At 53.3% G+C, this 17,752-nt stretch carries 11 protein-coding genes; 6 read left to right on the top strand and 5 right to left on the bottom strand.

Annotated elements, in window-relative coordinates; genetic code table 11:
• The first annotated feature begins 232 nt into the window (after positions 1-232).
• The 6 genes from A8O25_RS20225 (at position 233) to A8O25_RS20200 (ending at position 10,104) form a co-directional block, all read left to right on the top strand.
• Complete coding sequence (locus tag A8O25_RS20225; protein WP_066839063.1) at positions 233-3,097, top strand: glycosyl hydrolase 115 family protein; 2,865 nt, start codon at positions 233-235, stop codon at positions 3,095-3,097.
• Positions 3,098-3,266: 169 nt separating this feature from the next.
• The gene (locus tag A8O25_RS20220) at positions 3,267-4,913 is read left to right on the top strand and encodes a glycoside hydrolase family 43 protein (RefSeq protein ID WP_066839060.1); all 1,647 of its coding nucleotides are present in this window, start codon (positions 3,267-3,269) and stop codon (positions 4,911-4,913) included.
• A gap of 154 nt (positions 4,914-5,067) precedes the next feature.
• Positions 5,068-5,742, top strand: coding sequence for a fructose-6-phosphate aldolase (gene fsa / locus A8O25_RS20215; protein WP_066839054.1), 675 nt, complete (start codon positions 5,068-5,070; stop codon positions 5,740-5,742).
• A 112-nt stretch (positions 5,743-5,854) separates the two neighbouring features.
• Positions 5,855-6,703 carry a transketolase gene (locus A8O25_RS20210; RefSeq protein WP_066839051.1) on the top strand — a complete coding sequence of 283 codons (849 nt, stop codon included), beginning with the start codon at positions 5,855-5,857 and terminating at the stop codon, positions 6,701-6,703.
• 99 nt (positions 6,704-6,802) lie between these two features.
• Positions 6,803-8,770: a sialate O-acetylesterase gene (locus A8O25_RS20205; RefSeq protein ID WP_338152777.1), complete on the top strand. Its 1,968-nt coding sequence runs from the start codon at positions 6,803-6,805 to the stop codon at positions 8,768-8,770.
• A gap of 365 nt (positions 8,771-9,135) precedes the next feature.
• Positions 9,136-10,104, top strand: a complete 969-nt coding sequence (locus A8O25_RS20200; protein ID WP_066839050.1) for a transketolase family protein — start codon at positions 9,136-9,138, stop codon at positions 10,102-10,104.
• Positions 10,105-10,204: 100 nt separating this feature from the next.
• Here A8O25_RS20200 and A8O25_RS20195 read toward each other — a convergent pair whose 3' ends face one another.
• From A8O25_RS20195 to A8O25_RS23565, 5 genes are all read right to left on the bottom strand, one after another.
• Positions 10,205-11,254 carry an aldose epimerase family protein gene (locus A8O25_RS20195; RefSeq protein WP_066839045.1) on the bottom strand — a complete coding sequence of 350 codons (1,050 nt, stop codon included), beginning with the start codon at positions 11,252-11,254 and terminating at the stop codon, positions 10,205-10,207.
• A 1,759-nt stretch (positions 11,255-13,013) separates the two neighbouring features.
• A complete protein-coding gene (xylE, locus tag A8O25_RS20185) occupies positions 13,014-14,456 on the bottom strand; it encodes a D-xylose transporter XylE (protein WP_066839040.1) in 1,443 nt (480 codons plus the stop codon).
• A gap of 41 nt (positions 14,457-14,497) precedes the next feature.
• Positions 14,498-15,829: a xylose isomerase gene (gene xylA, locus A8O25_RS20180; protein WP_066839037.1), complete on the bottom strand. Its 1,332-nt coding sequence runs from the start codon at positions 15,827-15,829 to the stop codon at positions 14,498-14,500.
• A gap of 28 nt (positions 15,830-15,857) precedes the next feature.
• Positions 15,858-17,339 carry a xylulokinase gene (locus A8O25_RS20175; protein WP_066839036.1) on the bottom strand — a complete coding sequence of 494 codons (1,482 nt, stop codon included), beginning with the start codon at positions 17,337-17,339 and terminating at the stop codon, positions 15,858-15,860.
• Between the two features lie 206 nt (positions 17,340-17,545).
• A partial coding sequence (locus tag A8O25_RS23565) for a hypothetical protein (RefSeq protein ID WP_206598716.1) occupies positions 17,546-17,752 on the bottom strand: 207 nt, incomplete at its 5' end.

Here is a 17,752-nt window from a genome sequence, read left to right as displayed (position 1 = left end):
CGGTTATTTGCTGTTTTCGGCATGTTTAGAAAACAGCGAAAACAGAAAAATACAAAGGCCAAGTGCCCAGACCCAAGGGGCTTTACTTTTAACACTTCACAGAATGTTAGGCTTCAAGCCATTCTTGTGAAGGGTAACTGAAGACAGCATGACCTTCTCAACTAACATACCTTCCTTTCTTCTTTCCCATAGTCATAGCAGCACAAAGAAACAGTCTCTTCTTTTGGCTTTAGTGGGAGTGCTGCTGCTATTTGTGCAGGCACAACCTGCCTTCGCGCTGGAAGACAGACTGTACATTTCGGGCCAGAAAAGTAAAGGAGCTTTTGCCCTGGCCTCCTCCGGGAAGCCAGTTCCCCTCTGTGTCAGTGACAGTGATTTCCCGGGAGTGATCAGAGCGGCCAGAGACCTGCAGGCAGACCTGAAACGGGTAACGGGAACTGAGCCAGCCTTCACGGCAGCGAAAAATGTACCAAAGCAAAAACAGCTGGTATTGGTGGGAACCATCGGAAAAAGTCCGCTCATTGACCAGCTCATCAAAAAGAAGAAGCTGGATGTCTCTGGCATTATTGGGAAGTGGGAAACCTTTCTGGTGCAGGTGGTTAAAAAGCCCCTAAAAGGCATAGACGAAGCGTTGGTCATTGCGGGCAGCGACAAGCGGGGCACCATCTACGGGATCTATGACGTGAGCGCGCAGATTGGCGTAACACCGTGGTACTGGTGGGCAGATGTGCCCGTAAAGAAGCAGCTGGACCTGTACGTGCAGGAGGGGCGCCATACCAAGGACGAACCCAAAGTAAAATACCGCGGCATCTTCATCAATGACGAGGCACCGGCGTTATCTGGCTGGGCGCGGGAAACATTTGGTGGGTTCAACCACCAGTTTTACGAGAAGGTGTTTGAGCTGATCCTGCGCATGAAGGGTAACTACCTGTGGCCCGCCATGTGGGGCAGCGCCTTCTCAGATGATGACAAACTCAGCCCCAAAGTAGCCGATGAGTACGGTGTGGTCATAGGAACCTCGCACCACGAGCCGCTCATGCGCGCCCATGATGAGTGGCGGCGGTACGGCTCCGGCCCCTGGAACTACAACACCAACCCAGAGAAGCTGCGCGAATTCTGGAAAGGCGGCATTGAGCGCATGGACAATTTTGAGAGCCTTGTGACCATAGGCATGCGCGGCGACGGCGACGAACCCATGAGCGAGAATAGTAACATCAGCCTGCTGGAGAAAATAGTGACAGACCAGCGCAAAATCATTGCTGATGTAACTGGCAAACCTGCTAACCAGACGCCGCAAATCTGGGCCCTTTACAAAGAAGTGCAGGACTACTATGACAAAGGCATGCGCGTACCAGATGACGTGACCCTGCTGCTGGCAGATGACAACTGGGGCAACATCAGGAAACTCCCAAAAGTGGGTGAAAAGCAGCATGCGGGCGGCTACGGCATCTATTACCATTTTGACTACGTGGGCGGCCCGCGTAACTACAAATGGATCAACACCAACCCAATCGCCCGTATCTGGGAGCAGATGCACCTGGCGTACCAGCACAAGGCTGACCGTATCTGGATTGTGAACGTGGGCGACATCAAACCCATGGAATTCCCCACCGAGTTCTTTCTGGACTATGCCTGGAACCCGGAGAAATGGCCCCCTGAAAGATTGAACGACTATACGCGCCTTTGGGCAGAGCGGCAGTTTGGGGAGAAGCATGCTTCGGCTATCGCCGAGATTCTGACAAAGTATACTATGTACAACAGCCGCCGCAAACCGGAACTGCTGTCACCGGACACCTACAGTTTGGTGAACTATCAGGAAGCCGAGCGGGTGGTGGCAGACTATACCCAACTGGCCGAAGAGGCAGAACGAATCAATCAGCTGCTTCCCCTGGAATACAAAGACGCGTATTACCAGTTGGTGTTGTACCCTGTGAAAGCAAGCGCCAACCTGAACGAACTGCACGTGACCACCGGCCGCAACCGCCTTTACGCCCAGCAAGGCAGGGTAGCCGCCAATGATTTAGCCGCCAAAGTAAAAGCGCTGTTTGACAAGGATGCCGAGCTTACCCAGTATTACCACAAAGGCGTAGCCGGCGGCAAATGGAACCACATGATGTCACAGACGCACATCAGCTACACGTATTGGCAACAGCCGGAGAAAGATGTGCTGCCCGAGGTAAAACAGGTGAATCCCGTAGCCGGAATGGCCATGGGCGTAGCCATAGAAGGTTCTGCCAACTGGTGGCCGCAAGAGAAAGGGGCGGCGCTACTGCCGGAGCTTTCCCGGTACCAGCCGCAGGGCCGTTACATTGAGATCTTCAGCCGGGGCCAGAAACCGTTCCCCTATGAAGTAACCACGGGGGCGCCCTGGCTGAAGGTGTCGCAGAAAAACGGGACGGTAGCCCAGGAACAGCGCCTGTGGGTGAGCGTTGACTGGAGCCTGGTTCCGGTGGGCAGGCACAAAATACCCGTGACCATCACAGGGCCAAACGGAACAAAAGTGGTGGTGCAGGCACAGGTGCACCACCCGGCTTCACCAGCCCCGGAGCAGGTGAAGGGCTTTGTGGAGAGCAGTGGCTATGTTTCCATAGAGGCCGAACACTTCTCCAATACCGTTGAAACCAAGGATGTTTCCTGGGAAATAATCCCTAATTTAGGGAGAACCCTGTCTGGGGTGACTACCTTTCCGGTGACGGCTCCAAGCCAGACACCAGGCGGTAACAGTCCACGGTTAGAGTATCCAATTAATCTATTTGCTCCGGCCGAGGTGACGGTTCAGGTACATCTGTCGCCTACGCTGAACTTCCACAACACCCAGGGGCTACGGTATGCGGTTTCCTTTGATGACCAGCCCCCGCAGATCATCAACATCCATACCACCACAACTGAGCGCGAATGGGAGAAAAATGTAGCCAACAACATCAACTTGACTATTTCTAAGCACCAACTGAGCGCACCCGGGCAACATGTATTAAAATTCTGGATGGTTGATTCTGGGGTGGTTCTACAGAAAATAGTGGTAGATGCCGGTGGCCTGAAACCCAGTTACCTAGGTCCGCCAGAGAGCTTTCATCAGCTGGTAAAGCAGGCCAGGTAATGTCTGTTTTGGGGCTGTTTTCTGAAAAACAGCCCCAAAACAGAAAGTGCGGGGCAAACTATGAATAGGTACAATTTCTGAAAACAAGCTATACATAGGCAACATGAATTTTTTGAAAATTACGTGGTTGGGAAGTTTCGTGACGGGGCTTCTTTTTATTTCCATAAGTATGCCAACGTTGGCACAGCAGAAGCAGAGGTTCCAGAACCCTATCTTCCCGGGCTTTTATCCTGACCCGGCGGTGCTGCGCGTGCAGGATGACTATTATCTGGTGCACTCCACCTTCGCGTATTTTCCCGGCGTCCCCATCTTCCACAGCAAAGATCTGGTGAACTGGAGGCAGATAGGCAATGTGCTGGTCCGGCCGGAGCAGCTGAACCTTGATGGCCACAGAGCCACCAGAGGCATATTTGCGCCCACCATTTCGTACAAAGACGGCACCTTCTACATGGTCACCACGCTCATTGATACCGGCGGTAATTTTGTGGTGACGGCCACCAACCCCGCAGGGCCGTGGTCAAACCCGCATTGGCTCCCCAACGTGAACGGAATTGACCCGTCGCTGTTCCATGATGACAATGGCAAGTCGTACCTGGTCTACAACTCTGATGCCCCAGATAATAAGCCAGAGTATGACGGCCACCGCACCATAAGGATCTATGAGGTAAACTTAAAGACCATGCAAACGGTAGGGGAGAACCGCATTCTGGTGAACGGGGGCGTAGACTTCTCTAAAAAGCCGGTCTGGATAGAGGGGCCGCATGTCTACAAGGTGAACGGGTACTATTACCTCATGGCCGCCGAAGGCGGAACCAGTGTGCAGCACTCAGAGGTAATTCTGCGGAGCAAAAATGTGCTGGGGCCTTATGAACCATATGACCAGAACCCCATCCTGACCCAGCGGCACCTGCCCAATAACCGGCCCCATCCGGTGTCGGCCACGGGGCACGCTGATCTGGTGCAGACCCAGAACGGGGAGTGGTGGGCGGTTTTTCTGGCTACCCGTCCGTATGATGGCGTGCAGGATTACTACAACACCGGCCGCGAAACGTTTCTGGCCCCTGTCACCTGGAAAGACGGCTGGCCCGTCATCAATGCCGGGCATGATCTGGTGCAGTATTCTTACCCCAAACCCAATCTTCCGGCGCAGGCCCCACCCAAAATCCCGTTGACCGGGAATTTCACCTACCGCGAGGAATTCAAGGAAGACAGGTTGCCCTTGCACTGGATGCAGCTCAGAACGCCCCGCTCTACCTGGTACCACTTGCAAAACGGAAAGCTGGAGCTGGAGGTAAGGCCGCAGAGTCTTTCAGAAAAGGAGAACGCTTCTTTTCTGGCCCGTCGGCAGCAGCATCTAAAGGGGAGTGCCAGCACTATGGTGGAGTTTACCCCAAGGCAGGAAAATGAATTTGCGGGTTTGGTAACCTTTCAGAGCGAGCAACATTACTATGCCCTCGGGAAGACCTTGAACGGCAACACGCAGGTAGTGCAGCTACGTAAACCAGACGGCACGGTACTCGCCCAGAAAGCGTTAACCAAACAGGAAGCCCAAATGCCGCTGCTGCTAAAAGTAGAGTTTGACGGTTCCAGATACAGCTTCTCCTACGCCACCAAAAAGAATCAATGGCAGCTGCTGCAAGGCAGCGTAGACGGTACCTTTTTAAGCACCCGCACCGCGGGCGGATTTGTGGGGGTCATGCTAGGGTTGTATGCCACCTCCCACGGGCAGCCAGCCACCAACAAAGCGGCTTTTGATTGGCTGGAGTACACGGGCAATGATGCTACCTTCTCACAACAACCTGACCCAAAGAACTAAAGGGTTGCCTGTTTTGGGGCTGTTTTTCGAAAAATAGCCCTAAAACAGGAAAACGCAGCTTCAGACGAACACCTACTATTACTGACACGGCAGAACCAGCTGAATTCTCCTTAAGAACTAGTACAACCTCATTCACCCCTAAAATAGAACGGCTATGAAGTTTTTCATTGACACCGCCAACCTGGCACAAATTAAAGAGGCCCATGATCTGGGTATTTTGGACGGCGTAACCACCAACCCGTCGCTCATGGCCAAAGAAGGTACCAAAGGCCATCAGGCTACCCTAGATCATTACAAAGCCATCTGTGAGATTGTAGACGGAGACATCAGTGCCGAAGTGCTGGCCACCGACTTTGACACTATCCTGGAAGAGGGCAAGGTATTGGCGGCGCTGCACCCCAACATTGTGGTGAAGGTACCCATGATCAAAGACGGCCTGAAAGCGATCAAATGGTTCACTGACAACGGCATCAAAACCAACTGCACCCTTGTGTTCTCGGCGGGACAGGCTATTCTGGCGGCCAAAGCCGGTGCCACCTATGTAAGCCCATTCCTGGGCCGGGTAGATGACATCAGCTGGGACGGGGTGCAGCTTATTGAGCAGATTGCGCACATCTACAGCGCACAGAGGTTCACCACTCAAATCCTGGCTGCCTCCATCAGGAGCCCTCTGCACATTGTAAAATGCGCCGAGGCGGGTGCCCACGTGTGCACCTGTCCGCTGGACCCAATTTTGGCGCTGCTGAACCACCCGCTCACAGATAAAGGGCTGGCCACTTTTGTGGCCGATGCTGCCAAGATGAGAGACGTTATTGAAGACGCGGAATAGGTTACAAGGAGTGAAGGTGTGATGGGAAAAGAATGAATTCTTCTAATTCAGAACGTATTTCCTCACTCACTCTTTCACTCATTCACCCAATCACTCCTTCACTCATTGCAACATGGAACAACAAAGCATAGAAGAACTGGAGCACGTGGCCAAGCAGGTGCGGCGTGATATTGTACGCATGGTGCATGGTTGCCAGTCAGGGCACCCGGGGGGCTCCCTGGGCTGCACAGATTATTTTGTGGCGCTCTACTTCAGAATTATGAACCACAGCAAAGACTTCAACATGAACGGCGAGGGCGAAGACCTGTTCTTCCTCTCCAACGGCCACATCTCGCCCGTTTGGTACAGCGTGCTGGCGCGCTCAGGGTACTTTGACGTGAGCGAACTCAAGTCCTTCCGTAAGCTGGATTCCCGCCTGCAGGGGCACCCAACCACCCATGAAGGCCTGCCAGGAGTGCGCATCGCCTCTGGGTCTTTGGGGCAGGGCATGTCGGTGGCCATTGGGGCGGCGTTGACCAAGAAGCTGAACGGTGACACGGGTCTGGTTTTCTCCCTGCACGGTGATGGCGAGCTGCAGGAAGGGCAGATTTGGGAGGCGGCGCTCTTCGCCCCGCACAACCACGTAGATAACCTCATCTCCACCATAGACGTGAACGGCCAGCAGATTGACGGCCCCACTGAGAAAGTATTGGCACTTGGCAACCTGCGGGCCAAGTGGGAAGCCTTCGGCTGGGAGGTACTGGAGATGAACGGCAACGATCTCACAGACGTGATTCGGGTGCTGGAGCTGGCCAAGGCCAAAGCGTTCAAAGGCAAACCCATCATGATCCTGATGCAAACCAACATGGGCCACGGCGTTGACTTCATGATGGGCTCACACAAATGGCACGGCGTGGCGCCCAATGATGAGCAGTTGCAGCTGGCCCTGGATCAGTTGGCTTGCAACCTGCAAGATTACTAAACTGCGTTTCTGTTTTGTCCCTGTTTTTCAGAAATCAGGCACAAAACAGGATATGCAGCTAGGAAACCATGTTGAACAAATTACAAAAGAATTTCGCCTGTGCTCAACGTAAACAAACGCATTAGTACCCGTCTCAGAAGCCAGTTCCTCCTGTTGGTGGTGCTCCTAATGAGCGGTACCTCAGCATTCAGCAACATTAAACTGCCAAAGCTCATCAGTGACGGCATGGTGTTGCAGCGGGACACTCCCCTCAAGTTATGGGGTTGGGCTTCGCCGAAGGAGCAAGTGACCCTGACCTTTGGGGGGAAACAATTCACTGCAACCGCTGACCAGGAGGGAAACTGGATGATCATGCTTCCTGCGCAACCAGCAGGTGGCCCCCATGAACTTAACTTTCAAGGCGAAAACCAGGTGGCGGTGCGAGATGTCCTGTTCGGGGATGTCTGGCTCTGCAGCGGCCAGTCTAACATAGAACTCACCATGGACCGGGTTAAGTACAAATACCCAGACGTGGTGCAACAGGTGAACCTGCCGCAGATAAGACAGTTTGAAGTGCCGGACGTGTATGATTTCCAGGGGCCCAGAAAGGAGGTGTCGGGGAGGCAATGGTTGCCCGCCACTACCCAGAATATTCTGAAGTTTTCGGCGGTGGGGTTCTTCTTTGCCAGAGACTTGCATCAGAAGTACCAAGTGCCCATTGGATTGATCAATGCTGCCTTGGGTGGTTCTCCCGCTGAGGCCTGGATGAGTGAAACTGCCTTAAAACCGTTTCCCACTGCGTACCAGGAAGCCCAGCAATATAAAGACCAGAACTTCATCAAGCAGGTGGAGGAGAAGGACCGTGACGTGCAGAACAGCTGGTACGCCCGCCTGAACCAGACTGACGAAGGCCTCAAAAACAACTGGCGAAGCGCCACCCTGAATGACGCTGACTGGAAAACCATGAACCTGCCTGGCTTTTGGGCAGACGGCGAATTGGGAAATGTAAACGGGGTAGTATGGTTCAGAAGAGAAGTGCAAATACCCGCGTCTCTGGTTGGCAAGTCCGCCGAAATTCTTCTGGGCACCATTGTAGACGCTGACTCAGTGTTCATCAACGGCCAGTTTGTAGGCACCACCAGTTACCAATATCCGCCGCGGCGCTACAAAATTCCCGCTAACCTTCTAAAGGAGGGCAAAAACGTGGTCACGGTGCGGGTGATCAATTCAGGGGGCAGGGGCGGTTTTGTGCCCAACAAGCCGTACTACATTCTGGCAGGGGAAGAGCAAATTGATTTAACTGGGCCTTGGAAGTACAGATTGGGTGCTAAAATGGATCCTCTGCCTGGGTCTACCGTCATCCGCTGGAAACCGACTGGCCTATACAATGCCATGATTGCGCCCCTCACCAACTACTCCCTCAAAGGCGTGTTGTGGTACCAAGGCGAATCTAATGCGGGCAGACCCGGGGACTATGCCGCCTTGATGAAATCCCTGATCATAAACTGGCGCGCCCAGTGGAACCAGGGCAACTTCCCTTTTCTGCTGGTGCAGCTTCCCAATTTCATGGCACCCAAAACCACCCCACAGGAAAGTAACTGGGCCGCTATGCGGCAGGCGCAACTGGAGACACTGGCGGTGCCTAACACGGGCATGGCCGTGGCCATTGACGCAGGCGAGGCCAATGACATTCACCCGCTTGACAAGCAGACCGTGGGGCACCGGTTGGCGCTGGTGGCGCAGCGGGTGGCCTACGGGGATAAGAACGTAGTAGCCACCGGGCCACTTCTCAAGTGCATGAAACGAAAGGGGAACAAGCTCGTCCTCACGTTCACCAACACTGGCAGCGGCCTTGTTTCTAAAGACGGGAAACCGTTGAGTTACTTCGCCATTGCGGGTTCAGATCACAACTTTGTGTGGGCCAAGGCCGAAGTTAAAGGAAAGAAGGTGACGGTTTGGAATGATGCCGTGGAGAAGCCCGTGAAGGTGCGCTACGCGTGGGCAGATAACCCTGAGGGAGCCAATTTGTACAACCAGGAAGGGCTTCCGGCCTCACCGTTTGAGGCGGCAGTGGGTGAAAAGAAGTAATGCAGGAGAGGAGCAGTTTAGTAAATTCTCCCCTTGAGGGGAGATAAAGAGGGGTGTTTACACAGGTGATCAAGTATTGCTGATAGTTTTAATGTTGATGAGAAAGCAGTTAGGACTGATAGGACTCTCGGGAATGCGTAATCTGCTCGAGTAAATTAGCACAAGTTATCAATCCCCTACCCCCTTCAAAAGGGGACGGAAGGCGTGCAGAATTCTGTTAGAATTATCTCTAAATGTGACGCAGTAGCTCAATGGTCATTTTAAATCATGTATTGCTTTTTCAGGCTGTTTTGAGAAAAACAGTCCCAAAACAGAAAATAAATGCAGTTGCTTGACAGCTGCCCTAAAAGAAGACTCAAAAAGTAATGAAGAAATACGCCTACACAGAATCAAAAGACACCCGCTCGGGTTTCGGGGCGGGGCTGGTGGAAGCCGGCAGAAGAAACAAAGACGTGGTGGCCCTCTGCGCCGACCTGGTGGGATCGCTGAAGATGGGGGACTTCATCAAAGAATTCCCCGAGCGCTTTGTGCAGGTGGGCATTGCCGAGGCCAACATGATGGGCATTGCCGCCGGTATGACCATAGGCGGGAAAATTCCGTTTACGGGCACCTTCGCCAACTTCTCCACTGGCCGCGTGTATGACCAGATCAGGCAGTCTATTGCCTACTCAGACAAGAACGTGAAGATCTGCGCCTCGCACGCGGGACTTACGCTGGGGGAAGACGGTGCCACGCACCAGATTCTGGAGGACATAGGCATGATGAAGATGCTGCCCGGCATGACGGTGATTAACCCGTGTGACTACAACCAGACCAAAGCCGCCACCATTGCCATTGCCGAGCACCACGGGCCTGTGTACCTGCGCTTCGGGCGGCCGGTGCTCCCGGTGTTTACGCCTGCTGATCAGGAATTTGTCATCGGCAAAGCCTGGATGGTGAATGAGGGCACCGATGTGAGCATTTTCGCCACCGGCCATTTGGTTTGGGAGGCCATCAAGGCAGGGGAGAAGCTAGCCGAAATGGGCATCTCTGCGGAGATCATCAACATTCACACCATCAAACCGCTAGACGAAGAGGCGGTTCTCATGTCTGTGGCCAAAACGGGATGCGTGGTGAGCGCCGAGGAGCACAACCGCCTGGGTGGTCTGGGTGATAGCATTGCGCAGCTGCTGGTGAAAAACACGCCAGTACCTATGGAATATGTGGCCGTGAATGACTCCTTTGGGGAGAGCGGCCCGCCAGCGCAGCTCATGAAAAAGTACGGGCTGGATGATGCGCACATCCTCAAAGCTGTGCAGAAGGTGATGGCTAGAAAAGCGGGCAAGGTTTCTTAAAATAGAAACGCCTGCGCTACTAAAAGGGCAGGCGTTGCAAGATCTTCGTGAGAAGGATTAGGATATAGGGAAAGGCGGGCTCTTATGGAGCCCGCTTTTTTTATTTGCCAGAGAACTTGTAGACAGTGGTTTGCCGGTACACCTGCCCCGGCTCCAGAACGGTGTTGGGAAAAGTTGGCTGGTTAGGCGAATCCGGGAAATGCTGGGTTTCCAGGCAGAAGCCCATGCGCTTGGTAATGGGTTGTCCCTTTTTCCCGGTCAAAGTTCCATCTAAAAAGTTTCCGGAGTAGAATTGCACCCCAGGTTCAGTGGTGAAGACTTCCATGATGCGGCCGCTTTGGGGTTCCACTACAGTGGCCGCCAATGCCAATGCCCCCTCTGTTTTCCTGAGGACGAAGTTGTGGTCATAGCCACCGCCCTCCACCTGGCTGATTCTCTCGCCAATGGAATGCGCTGTGGTAAAGTCAAACGGCGTACCGGTCACGTTCCGGAGTTCGCCCGTTGGGATCAGCGTATCATTCACTACCGTGTATTGGTCAGCGTTCAGCGTGAGTTCATGCCCCAGAATATCCTCTGCTTCACCGGTTAAGTTGAAATAGCTGTGGTGTGTGAGGTTGACAGGGGTGGCCTGGTCTGTTGTGGCCTTGTAGGTCAACACCAGCTCATTCTCCTCGGTGAGCGAATAGGTGACAGAAACCAGCAGCGTTCCCGGATAGCCCTCCTCGCCGTCTGGGCTCAGGTAGGTGAATTGAACGCCATTCTGCTCCGGCAGCTCTTCAACGCCCCAAACCACCTGGTCAAACCCAATATTTCCGCCGTGGAGGTGGTTGGGCGCGTTGTTGGTGGCCAGAGAATATTCTTTGCCATTCAAGGAAAACTTACCCTTGGCAATACGGTTCCCGTACCGGCCGACAACTGCCCCAAAATACGGATGGCTTTTCTGGTAGGCCTCATTGGTATATCCGTCTAAAGACGGAAACCCCAATACCACATCTTCCAGTTTACCATCCTTGTCCGGTGCCAGCACAGAGGTGACAATGGCCCCGTAGTTGGTGACGCTTACCTGCATTCCCTTTTCATTCTGAAGGGTGTACAGCTGTACCTCTATTCCGTCTTTCGTTTTGCCAAAGGTCTCTCTCTTGATGTGCATACACGTGGATGGTTGGTTATGTGAATGGCTGAAATTAGGGATAAATCCCTTTCGGAGGAAAGGAAGTTTTGGTTTTCATTCCTGATTTGCACATACGCCTTCTGTTTTTGGGCTGTTTTGGGAAAAGTAGCCCAAAAACAGAAATTGGTACAACCCTCGCAGGTCCTCCTGACGCTGCGAGGTCTCTTGCGCAGGCGGTACAGCGGGGCAGGCGTAGGTTCTGTTTTCTGGGGTGTTCCGGAAAACACCTCAGAAACGGCATAGCGTTGTTCCTTCTCACTGCGGGAGAAAGTCAGGAGGAGGGGATAGACGGTACAGTGGTAATGGCAAAAGCAACTGGCACAGACGCTCGCAGGTCTGAAAGACACTGCGAGGTCTTTTGAGCAGGCGGTACAACGGTGGCAGGTGTATGGGACCCGCCTCTCCCCCTCCCAAGAGGGGAGTAATCTGGCATGCGTGGGGGCAAATGTAAGGGGCCAGGACTCAGGAACGCGTAGATCTCGGCTTTCTAAGATTTGCCATTCCGGACACAGTACCTGCGGATTTGCAATCCGCGGCCCCTGCAGATCAATCATGCCGCTGTGGGGATTGCAAATCCCCGTGTACCACTTCCGGATTAAAAATCCGGAAGAGCGCGATGCTAGGCAGGGCTCAACTATATGTGGCACCATGTGAACGCACATCAGCAATGTGTGGACCGGCATGTGTCAACATCCCCCTTCGCCCCCTTCAAAGGGGGAGTATCGGAGTGAGTTCTGAGTCCTGAGTCCTGAGTGCTGAGTCCTTTCTTTTTTCTTTAGGCAATTCAGCACAAATGAAGTACAATGCCTGGTTTCGCTACCGTGCCGCGGGGGCAGCCAGAGACCGCCCGTCATCAGTAGGCACGCGTTTGGAGGCCCGCGCCAGCGCGAGAGTATCAGGTAGCGTTAGAAGGCACGGAAGTAACTTCCGCGCCATAGAGGGGCAGAAGTATTGTGAGGCTGCCGCCTCATGGAAGCTTAAAGCTTCCTCCATTATAGGTCCAAGTTGGAAAGTTGAACCAGAGAAAGCGGCAGGCAAGCAGCAATAAGTAAACCAACAACAATGAACAATCAACACTTCTGCTGGTGCCACCTCTGTTAATTAGCACTTCTGCCCCTGGCTGATGTGCGCAGCACGGGCTCGTCTCAGGCTAGCGGAACTACAGCACTAACCTGCAAACAATCTACATCAAGAAAAGCAATAGAAGGAGAGGAACCTAAACCAGTCCTGGGGGTGAGCGCCTCTGTTAATACGGTGCCGCTTCAACGGCAAGGCCGGAGGGCCTAGTTTTAACAGCAGTGCTCACCGCCAGGACGGGGCCCCGCGGCCGTGAGCGCTTACCGGAAAAGATGAAACAGTATAGTGAGTGAGGCACCGGAGAAACGCTAGAGCCAGGGGAACAGCAGACTACGCATTCCTGCAGCAGCAAGCGGCACCGCCAAGGGAGCAGCAGACTACGCATTGCCGTGGCAGCAAGCGGCACCGCCAAGGGAACAGCGAACTACCCCTTTCAGCGGCAACCCGGCAGGGGGAGCAACAGCCTATGCCTGTCCATGGAAACAGCAGCAGCAGCAGCAATGAAAAATGACATTCTTTAAACGTAAGGTGGCGCCAATAAAAAACCTGTTTTCTACCTGTTTTTCAGAAAACAACCCCAAAACAGCCTTTCCCTAAAAACTAAAAAAGGCGGCCTCCTGCAGAAGCCGCCTTTCCAACGCTATACATGAAAAAAACTACTCTAAACTCTTCTCGCCGCCATTGGCTCATTCGCCACGGCAGGGTTGCCTTCCCAGAGGGCTTCCATTTCCTCCAGAGTTCTACCTTTGGTCTCCGGCACCATCTTCCAAACAAACAGGAGAGACAGCACACTCATCACCCCGTAGAACCCATACGTGAAGGCGCCGCTGAACTCCATCATAGACGGGTAGGTAGCCGAGATGAAATAGTTAGCCGCCCACTGCGCGGCCACCGCCACCGCCACGGCTTTGCCCCTGATCTTGTTCGGGAAAATCTCGGCAATCAACACCCAGCAGATAGGTCCCCAGGACATCATGAATGAAGCGGTATAGATGATGATAAACACCAAGGTGCTGATGCCAATGATCTCATAATAAGCTAGACCGGAGATGGCAAACATACCTACGGCCATGCCCACAGAACCCACCATCAGCAACGGTTTTCTACCCCACTTGTCTACCGTCACAATAGCCAAGACGGTGAAAAGCACGTTTACAACCCCCATCACCACCGTCTGCAGCATTGAGGCATCTTTCCCGGCACCCATAGATTCAAAAATGCGGGGCGCGTAGTACAACGCCACGTTGATCCCCACAAACTGCTGGAATACGGAGAGCAAAATACCAATGATGATAACCGTTTTCCCGTAAGAGAACAGTTTGCCGGAATGGTGCTCCACCGTGTTTTTAATATCAGCCAGAATGTGCTGGGCCGTAGACGGTCCGTTCAGTTTAGTCAAGATCCTGAGGGCTTCCTGATCACGGTTCACCATGCTTAAATAACGGGGTGTCTCCGGTACGAAGAACAGCAGAATACCAAACAGACCCGCCGGAATGGCTTCTGACAGGAACATATAGCGCCAGCCAATGTTGTTGAGCCATTCAGAGGTCTGCCCTTTGGCAATTCCCCAGTTCACGAAGTACACCACCAGCATTCCGAAGATGATGGCAAACTGGTTCAATGAAACCAATCGCCCACGAAGGTTAGCCGGAGCAATCTCCCCAATGTAGACGGGGCAAACCGCTGAGGCCAGTCCCACGCCAATCCCGCCAATGATGCGGTAGAAATTGAACATGTACAGCAGCCCCATGGTGGCCTTGCCCTCCTCAAAGAACAGGAACTCAGGATACCCAGATCCCAGTGCTGAGATAAAGAACAGGACAGCGGCTATGATCAATGATTTTTTACGGCCAAACCTGGAGGAGAAAACCCCGGAGATGGCGCCCCCTATGATACAGCCAATCAAGGCACTGGAGATGGTGACCCCGTGCACCCACGTACTGAGTCCCTGGCCTGTGATCAAAAACGCCTGCACTGATTTCTCAGCACCAGAGATCACGGCAGTGTCATACCCAAACAGAAGACCACCCAAGGTGGCAATCAACGTAATTCCGGCAATGTAGGGCAGGTTCTGACCTGCGTTGGCTTTTTGGTTCTGTATCATAAATAGCTGGGGAGTAAAAGTTTTCTAAGGGGCGATTGCCCTTAGATGAAACGGTTGATCAAGTTCTCTAAATACTCCTGGCGTCCACTCTTCACGGCTGGCTCTCCGTTCTCCACCGCAAACGCACGCAGGTCTTCCAGAGACAGTTTGCCTTGCTCAAACGCCTGGCCTTTGCCGCTGTCAAAAGAAGCGTACCGCTCCTGACGGATTTTGCGGAAGTCAGAGTTGTTCAGGATATTATCTGCCGTAATCAAGGCACGGGCAAAGCTGTCGGCGCCACCAATGTGGGCGTAGAACAGGTCTTCCATGTCAGTGGAGTTCCTTCTGATTTTAGCGTCAAAGTTTACCCCGCCACCTTGCAAGCCACCGGCCTCTAAGAAGACCAGCATAGCCTCGGTGAGCTCGTTCAGGTTGTTCGGGAACTGATCGGTATCCCAGCCGTTCTGGTAGTCCCCGCGGTTGGCGTCAATGGAGCCTAACACACCGGCATCAGCGGCCACTTGCAGTTCATGCTGGAACGTGTGGCCCGCCAACGTAGCGTGGTTCACCTCAATGTTGATTTTGAAATCGCCGAGCAGGTCATGCTGACGCAGGAACCCGATTACGGTAGCGCAGTCATAGTCATACTGGTGCTTGGTAGGTTCCATCGGCTTCGGCTCAATAAAGAACGTACCTTTAAAGCCTTGCTGGCGGGCATAGTCTTTGGCGGTATGCAGGAATTTGGCAAAGTGCTCCTGCTCCCGCTTCATGTCGGTGTTCAACAGGGTCATGTAGCCTTCGCGGCCGCCCCAGAACACGTAATTCTCACCATTCAGGGCTATTGTGGCCTCTAAAGCCGCTTTTACCTGCGCGGCAGCATGTGTCAAGACATGGAAATCTGGGTTGGTAGAAGCACCGTTCATGTAGCGGCTGTGCGAGAACACATTGGCCGTTCCCCATAGGAGTTTCACGCCACTTTCAGTTTGCTTCTGCTGCGCGTATTCCACCATGGTCTGCAGGCGGCGCTCGTTTTCGGCAATATCATTGCCATAGTCCACCACGTCTACGTCATGGAAGCAGTAGTACGGCAGGTTCATTTTGGTGATGAACTCAAACGCGGCATCCATCTTCGCCTTGGCGCGAGTGATGACGTCTGAGCTTTCATCCCACGCAAATTTCAGGGTAGGGCCTCCAAACGGGTCAGAACCGTTGGCGTTGAACGAGTGCCAATACGCCACCGCAAATTTCAGGTGCTCTTTCAGGGTTTTGCCGCCCATCACGCGGTTTTCATCATACCAGCGGTACGCCAGCGGGTTGTCAGATTCCTGACCTTCAAACTTTATCTGGCCAATGCCTTTAAAATACTCTTTGTCTCCTAATGTCAAATTTGCCATGATGTTGCTATAAAAAAGGTGTTAAATGTTAGTTGTTCAGTGATTTGATTAAAAGGGCCTTCCAGTCCTGGTACGCGGCCTCATAAGGTTCAAGGTTGGTAGGTTCAATCACACGCAGGCGTTCAAACTGTTGGAAAGCCTCTGCTGCACTGGTAAACGTGCCCGCCCCAATGCCCGCCCCCAGGGCCGCGCCCACACTGCCGTCATTCTGGTACAGCTCTACCGGCACGTGCGTGGCGTTGACAAAAGCCTCTGTGAAGAGGTCGCTGAGGAACAGGTTGGCTTTTCCGGCTCTGATCACCTGCGGGTTCATGCCGTTCTCGCGCATAATGTCCAGCCCGTACCTGAAGGTGAAGGCAATCCCCTCCTGCACCGCCCGGAAGATGTGCGCCTGGGTGTGCCGGTTGAAGTTGAGGTGGTGGAACTGGGCGCCAATGATTCTATTGTTAAAAACACGCTCGGCCCCGTTCCCGAAGGGGAAGATCCGCAGACCGTCACTGCCCACGGCCACTTTCTGGGCGGCGGCGTTCATCTCTGGGTAGCCCATGTTGTGCGTCAGGTTTTCCTTCACCCAGCTGTTCATGATGCCCGTGCCGTTAATGTTCATAAGCACGCCCACGCGCTTGGCGTCTGCGGCATAGTTCACGTGTGCAAACGTGTTTACCCGTGATTGGGGATCATACACCAACTGGTCGCTCACGCCGTAAATCACCCCAGAGGTCCCGGCCGTAGCGGCCACCTCACCGGGGTTGAGCACGTTCAAAGACAGCGCGTTGTTGGGCTGGTCCCCCGATTTATAGGCCACCGGAATGCCTGGGTTCAGGTTCAGTTTTTCGGCCACGGCCGAGGTTACCTCCCCATGCGAGGAGAACAGGGGCTTTACCTCTGGAATTAAATCTGGGCTAAAGCCGAAGTAGTTCAGCACGTCTTGTGACACCTCATTGTTCTGGAAATCCCAGAAGATACCTTCAGAGAGGGCAGAGGCGCTTGTGGTGATACTGCCGGTCAGTTTCATGGCGATGAAGTCGCCGGGCAACATGATTTTGTAGATTTTGCTGTAGGTTTCCGGCTCGTGTTCTTTCACCCAGGCCAGTTTGGCCGCCGTGAAGTTCCCCGGCGAGTTCAGCAGGTGGGAGAGGCTTTTCTCGGCACCAATGGCCTCAAACGCTTGGTTCCCGTAGGGCACGGCGCGGCTGTCACACCAGATAATGGAATCCCGCAGCACCTGCTGGTCTTTGTCTACCACCACCAAGCCGTGCATCTGGTAGGCAACGCCAATGGCCCCAATCTCCTGCGGATTATACTTGCCCGCGGCGTTGACCTTTAAGATGGCCTGCTGCACATGCTCCCACCACATCTCCGGCGACTGCTCAGCCCAGCCCGGCTGCAGCGAGGTAATCTTTGATTCTGTGTCAGGGTACTGCGCCGAAGCCACGGTTTTCTGAGTGGCAGAATCTACCACTGAGGCTTTGATGGAAGAAGTGCCTACGTCTATTCCTAAAAGGAGCATAAGGAGCGTTTGTTTATGTTATTACCGGTGCCAGTGAACTCCCACTTCTGTGCAAATCAAGGTGCGGAGGTGCCTGGTTTGGCCAGGTTTTATGCCAACGTTGGCATAAGTTTAAGGGAAAATTTTGAGAATAGAAAATTTCTGAAGATTTTGAGCATGATTTTTAACGAATATGAATTTGCCCTCCCTTGTAAATGCTTAATTCTCTATTTGTTGCTGTGGAACAAGAAGAATGCGGTAAATGATGAAATCGGTTGCAGTAGAGGTGGGTGACGAGAAGGCAAGTCTGCTTGTCCGGTACAAGTCATATTTTGTGAATGTGAAAAATATTTCCTGAAATCATATAGGGCAGAAGCAACAGGCGGGTAACGATTCCTGTTTTTCGGCCTGTTTTTCAGAAAACAGGCGAAAAA

Source organism: Rufibacter ruber (assembly GCF_001647275.1).
GTDB classification, from domain to species: Bacteria; Bacteroidota; Bacteroidia; order Cytophagales; family Hymenobacteraceae; genus Nibribacter; species Nibribacter ruber_C.
This window is presented reverse-complemented; position numbering and strand designations above follow the sequence as displayed.

Excerpts from the sequence above, each read along its gene's own strand:
- A8O25_RS20195 (WP_066839045.1), bottom strand. The coding sequence starts at position 11,254 with ATGCACATCAAGAGAGAGACCTTTGGCAAAACGAAAGACGGAATAGAG.
- xylA (WP_066839037.1), bottom strand. The coding sequence starts at position 15,829 with ATGGCAAATTTGACATTAGGAGACAAAGAGTATTTTAAAGGCATTGGC.
- A8O25_RS20200 (WP_066839050.1), top strand. The coding sequence starts at position 9,136 with ATGAAGAAATACGCCTACACAGAATCAAAAGACACCCGCTCGGGTTTC.
- A8O25_RS20220 (WP_066839060.1), top strand. The coding sequence starts at position 3,267 with ATGCCAACGTTGGCACAGCAGAAGCAGAGGTTCCAGAACCCTATCTTC.
- xylE (WP_066839040.1), bottom strand. The coding sequence starts at position 14,456 with ATGATACAGAACCAAAAAGCCAACGCAGGTCAGAACCTGCCCTACATT.
- fsa (WP_066839054.1), top strand. The coding sequence starts at position 5,068 with ATGAAGTTTTTCATTGACACCGCCAACCTGGCACAAATTAAAGAGGCC.
- A8O25_RS20175 (WP_066839036.1), bottom strand. The coding sequence starts at position 17,339 with ATGCTCCTTTTAGGAATAGACGTAGGCACTTCTTCCATCAAAGCCTCA.
- A8O25_RS20210 (WP_066839051.1), top strand. The coding sequence starts at position 5,855 with ATGGAACAACAAAGCATAGAAGAACTGGAGCACGTGGCCAAGCAGGTG.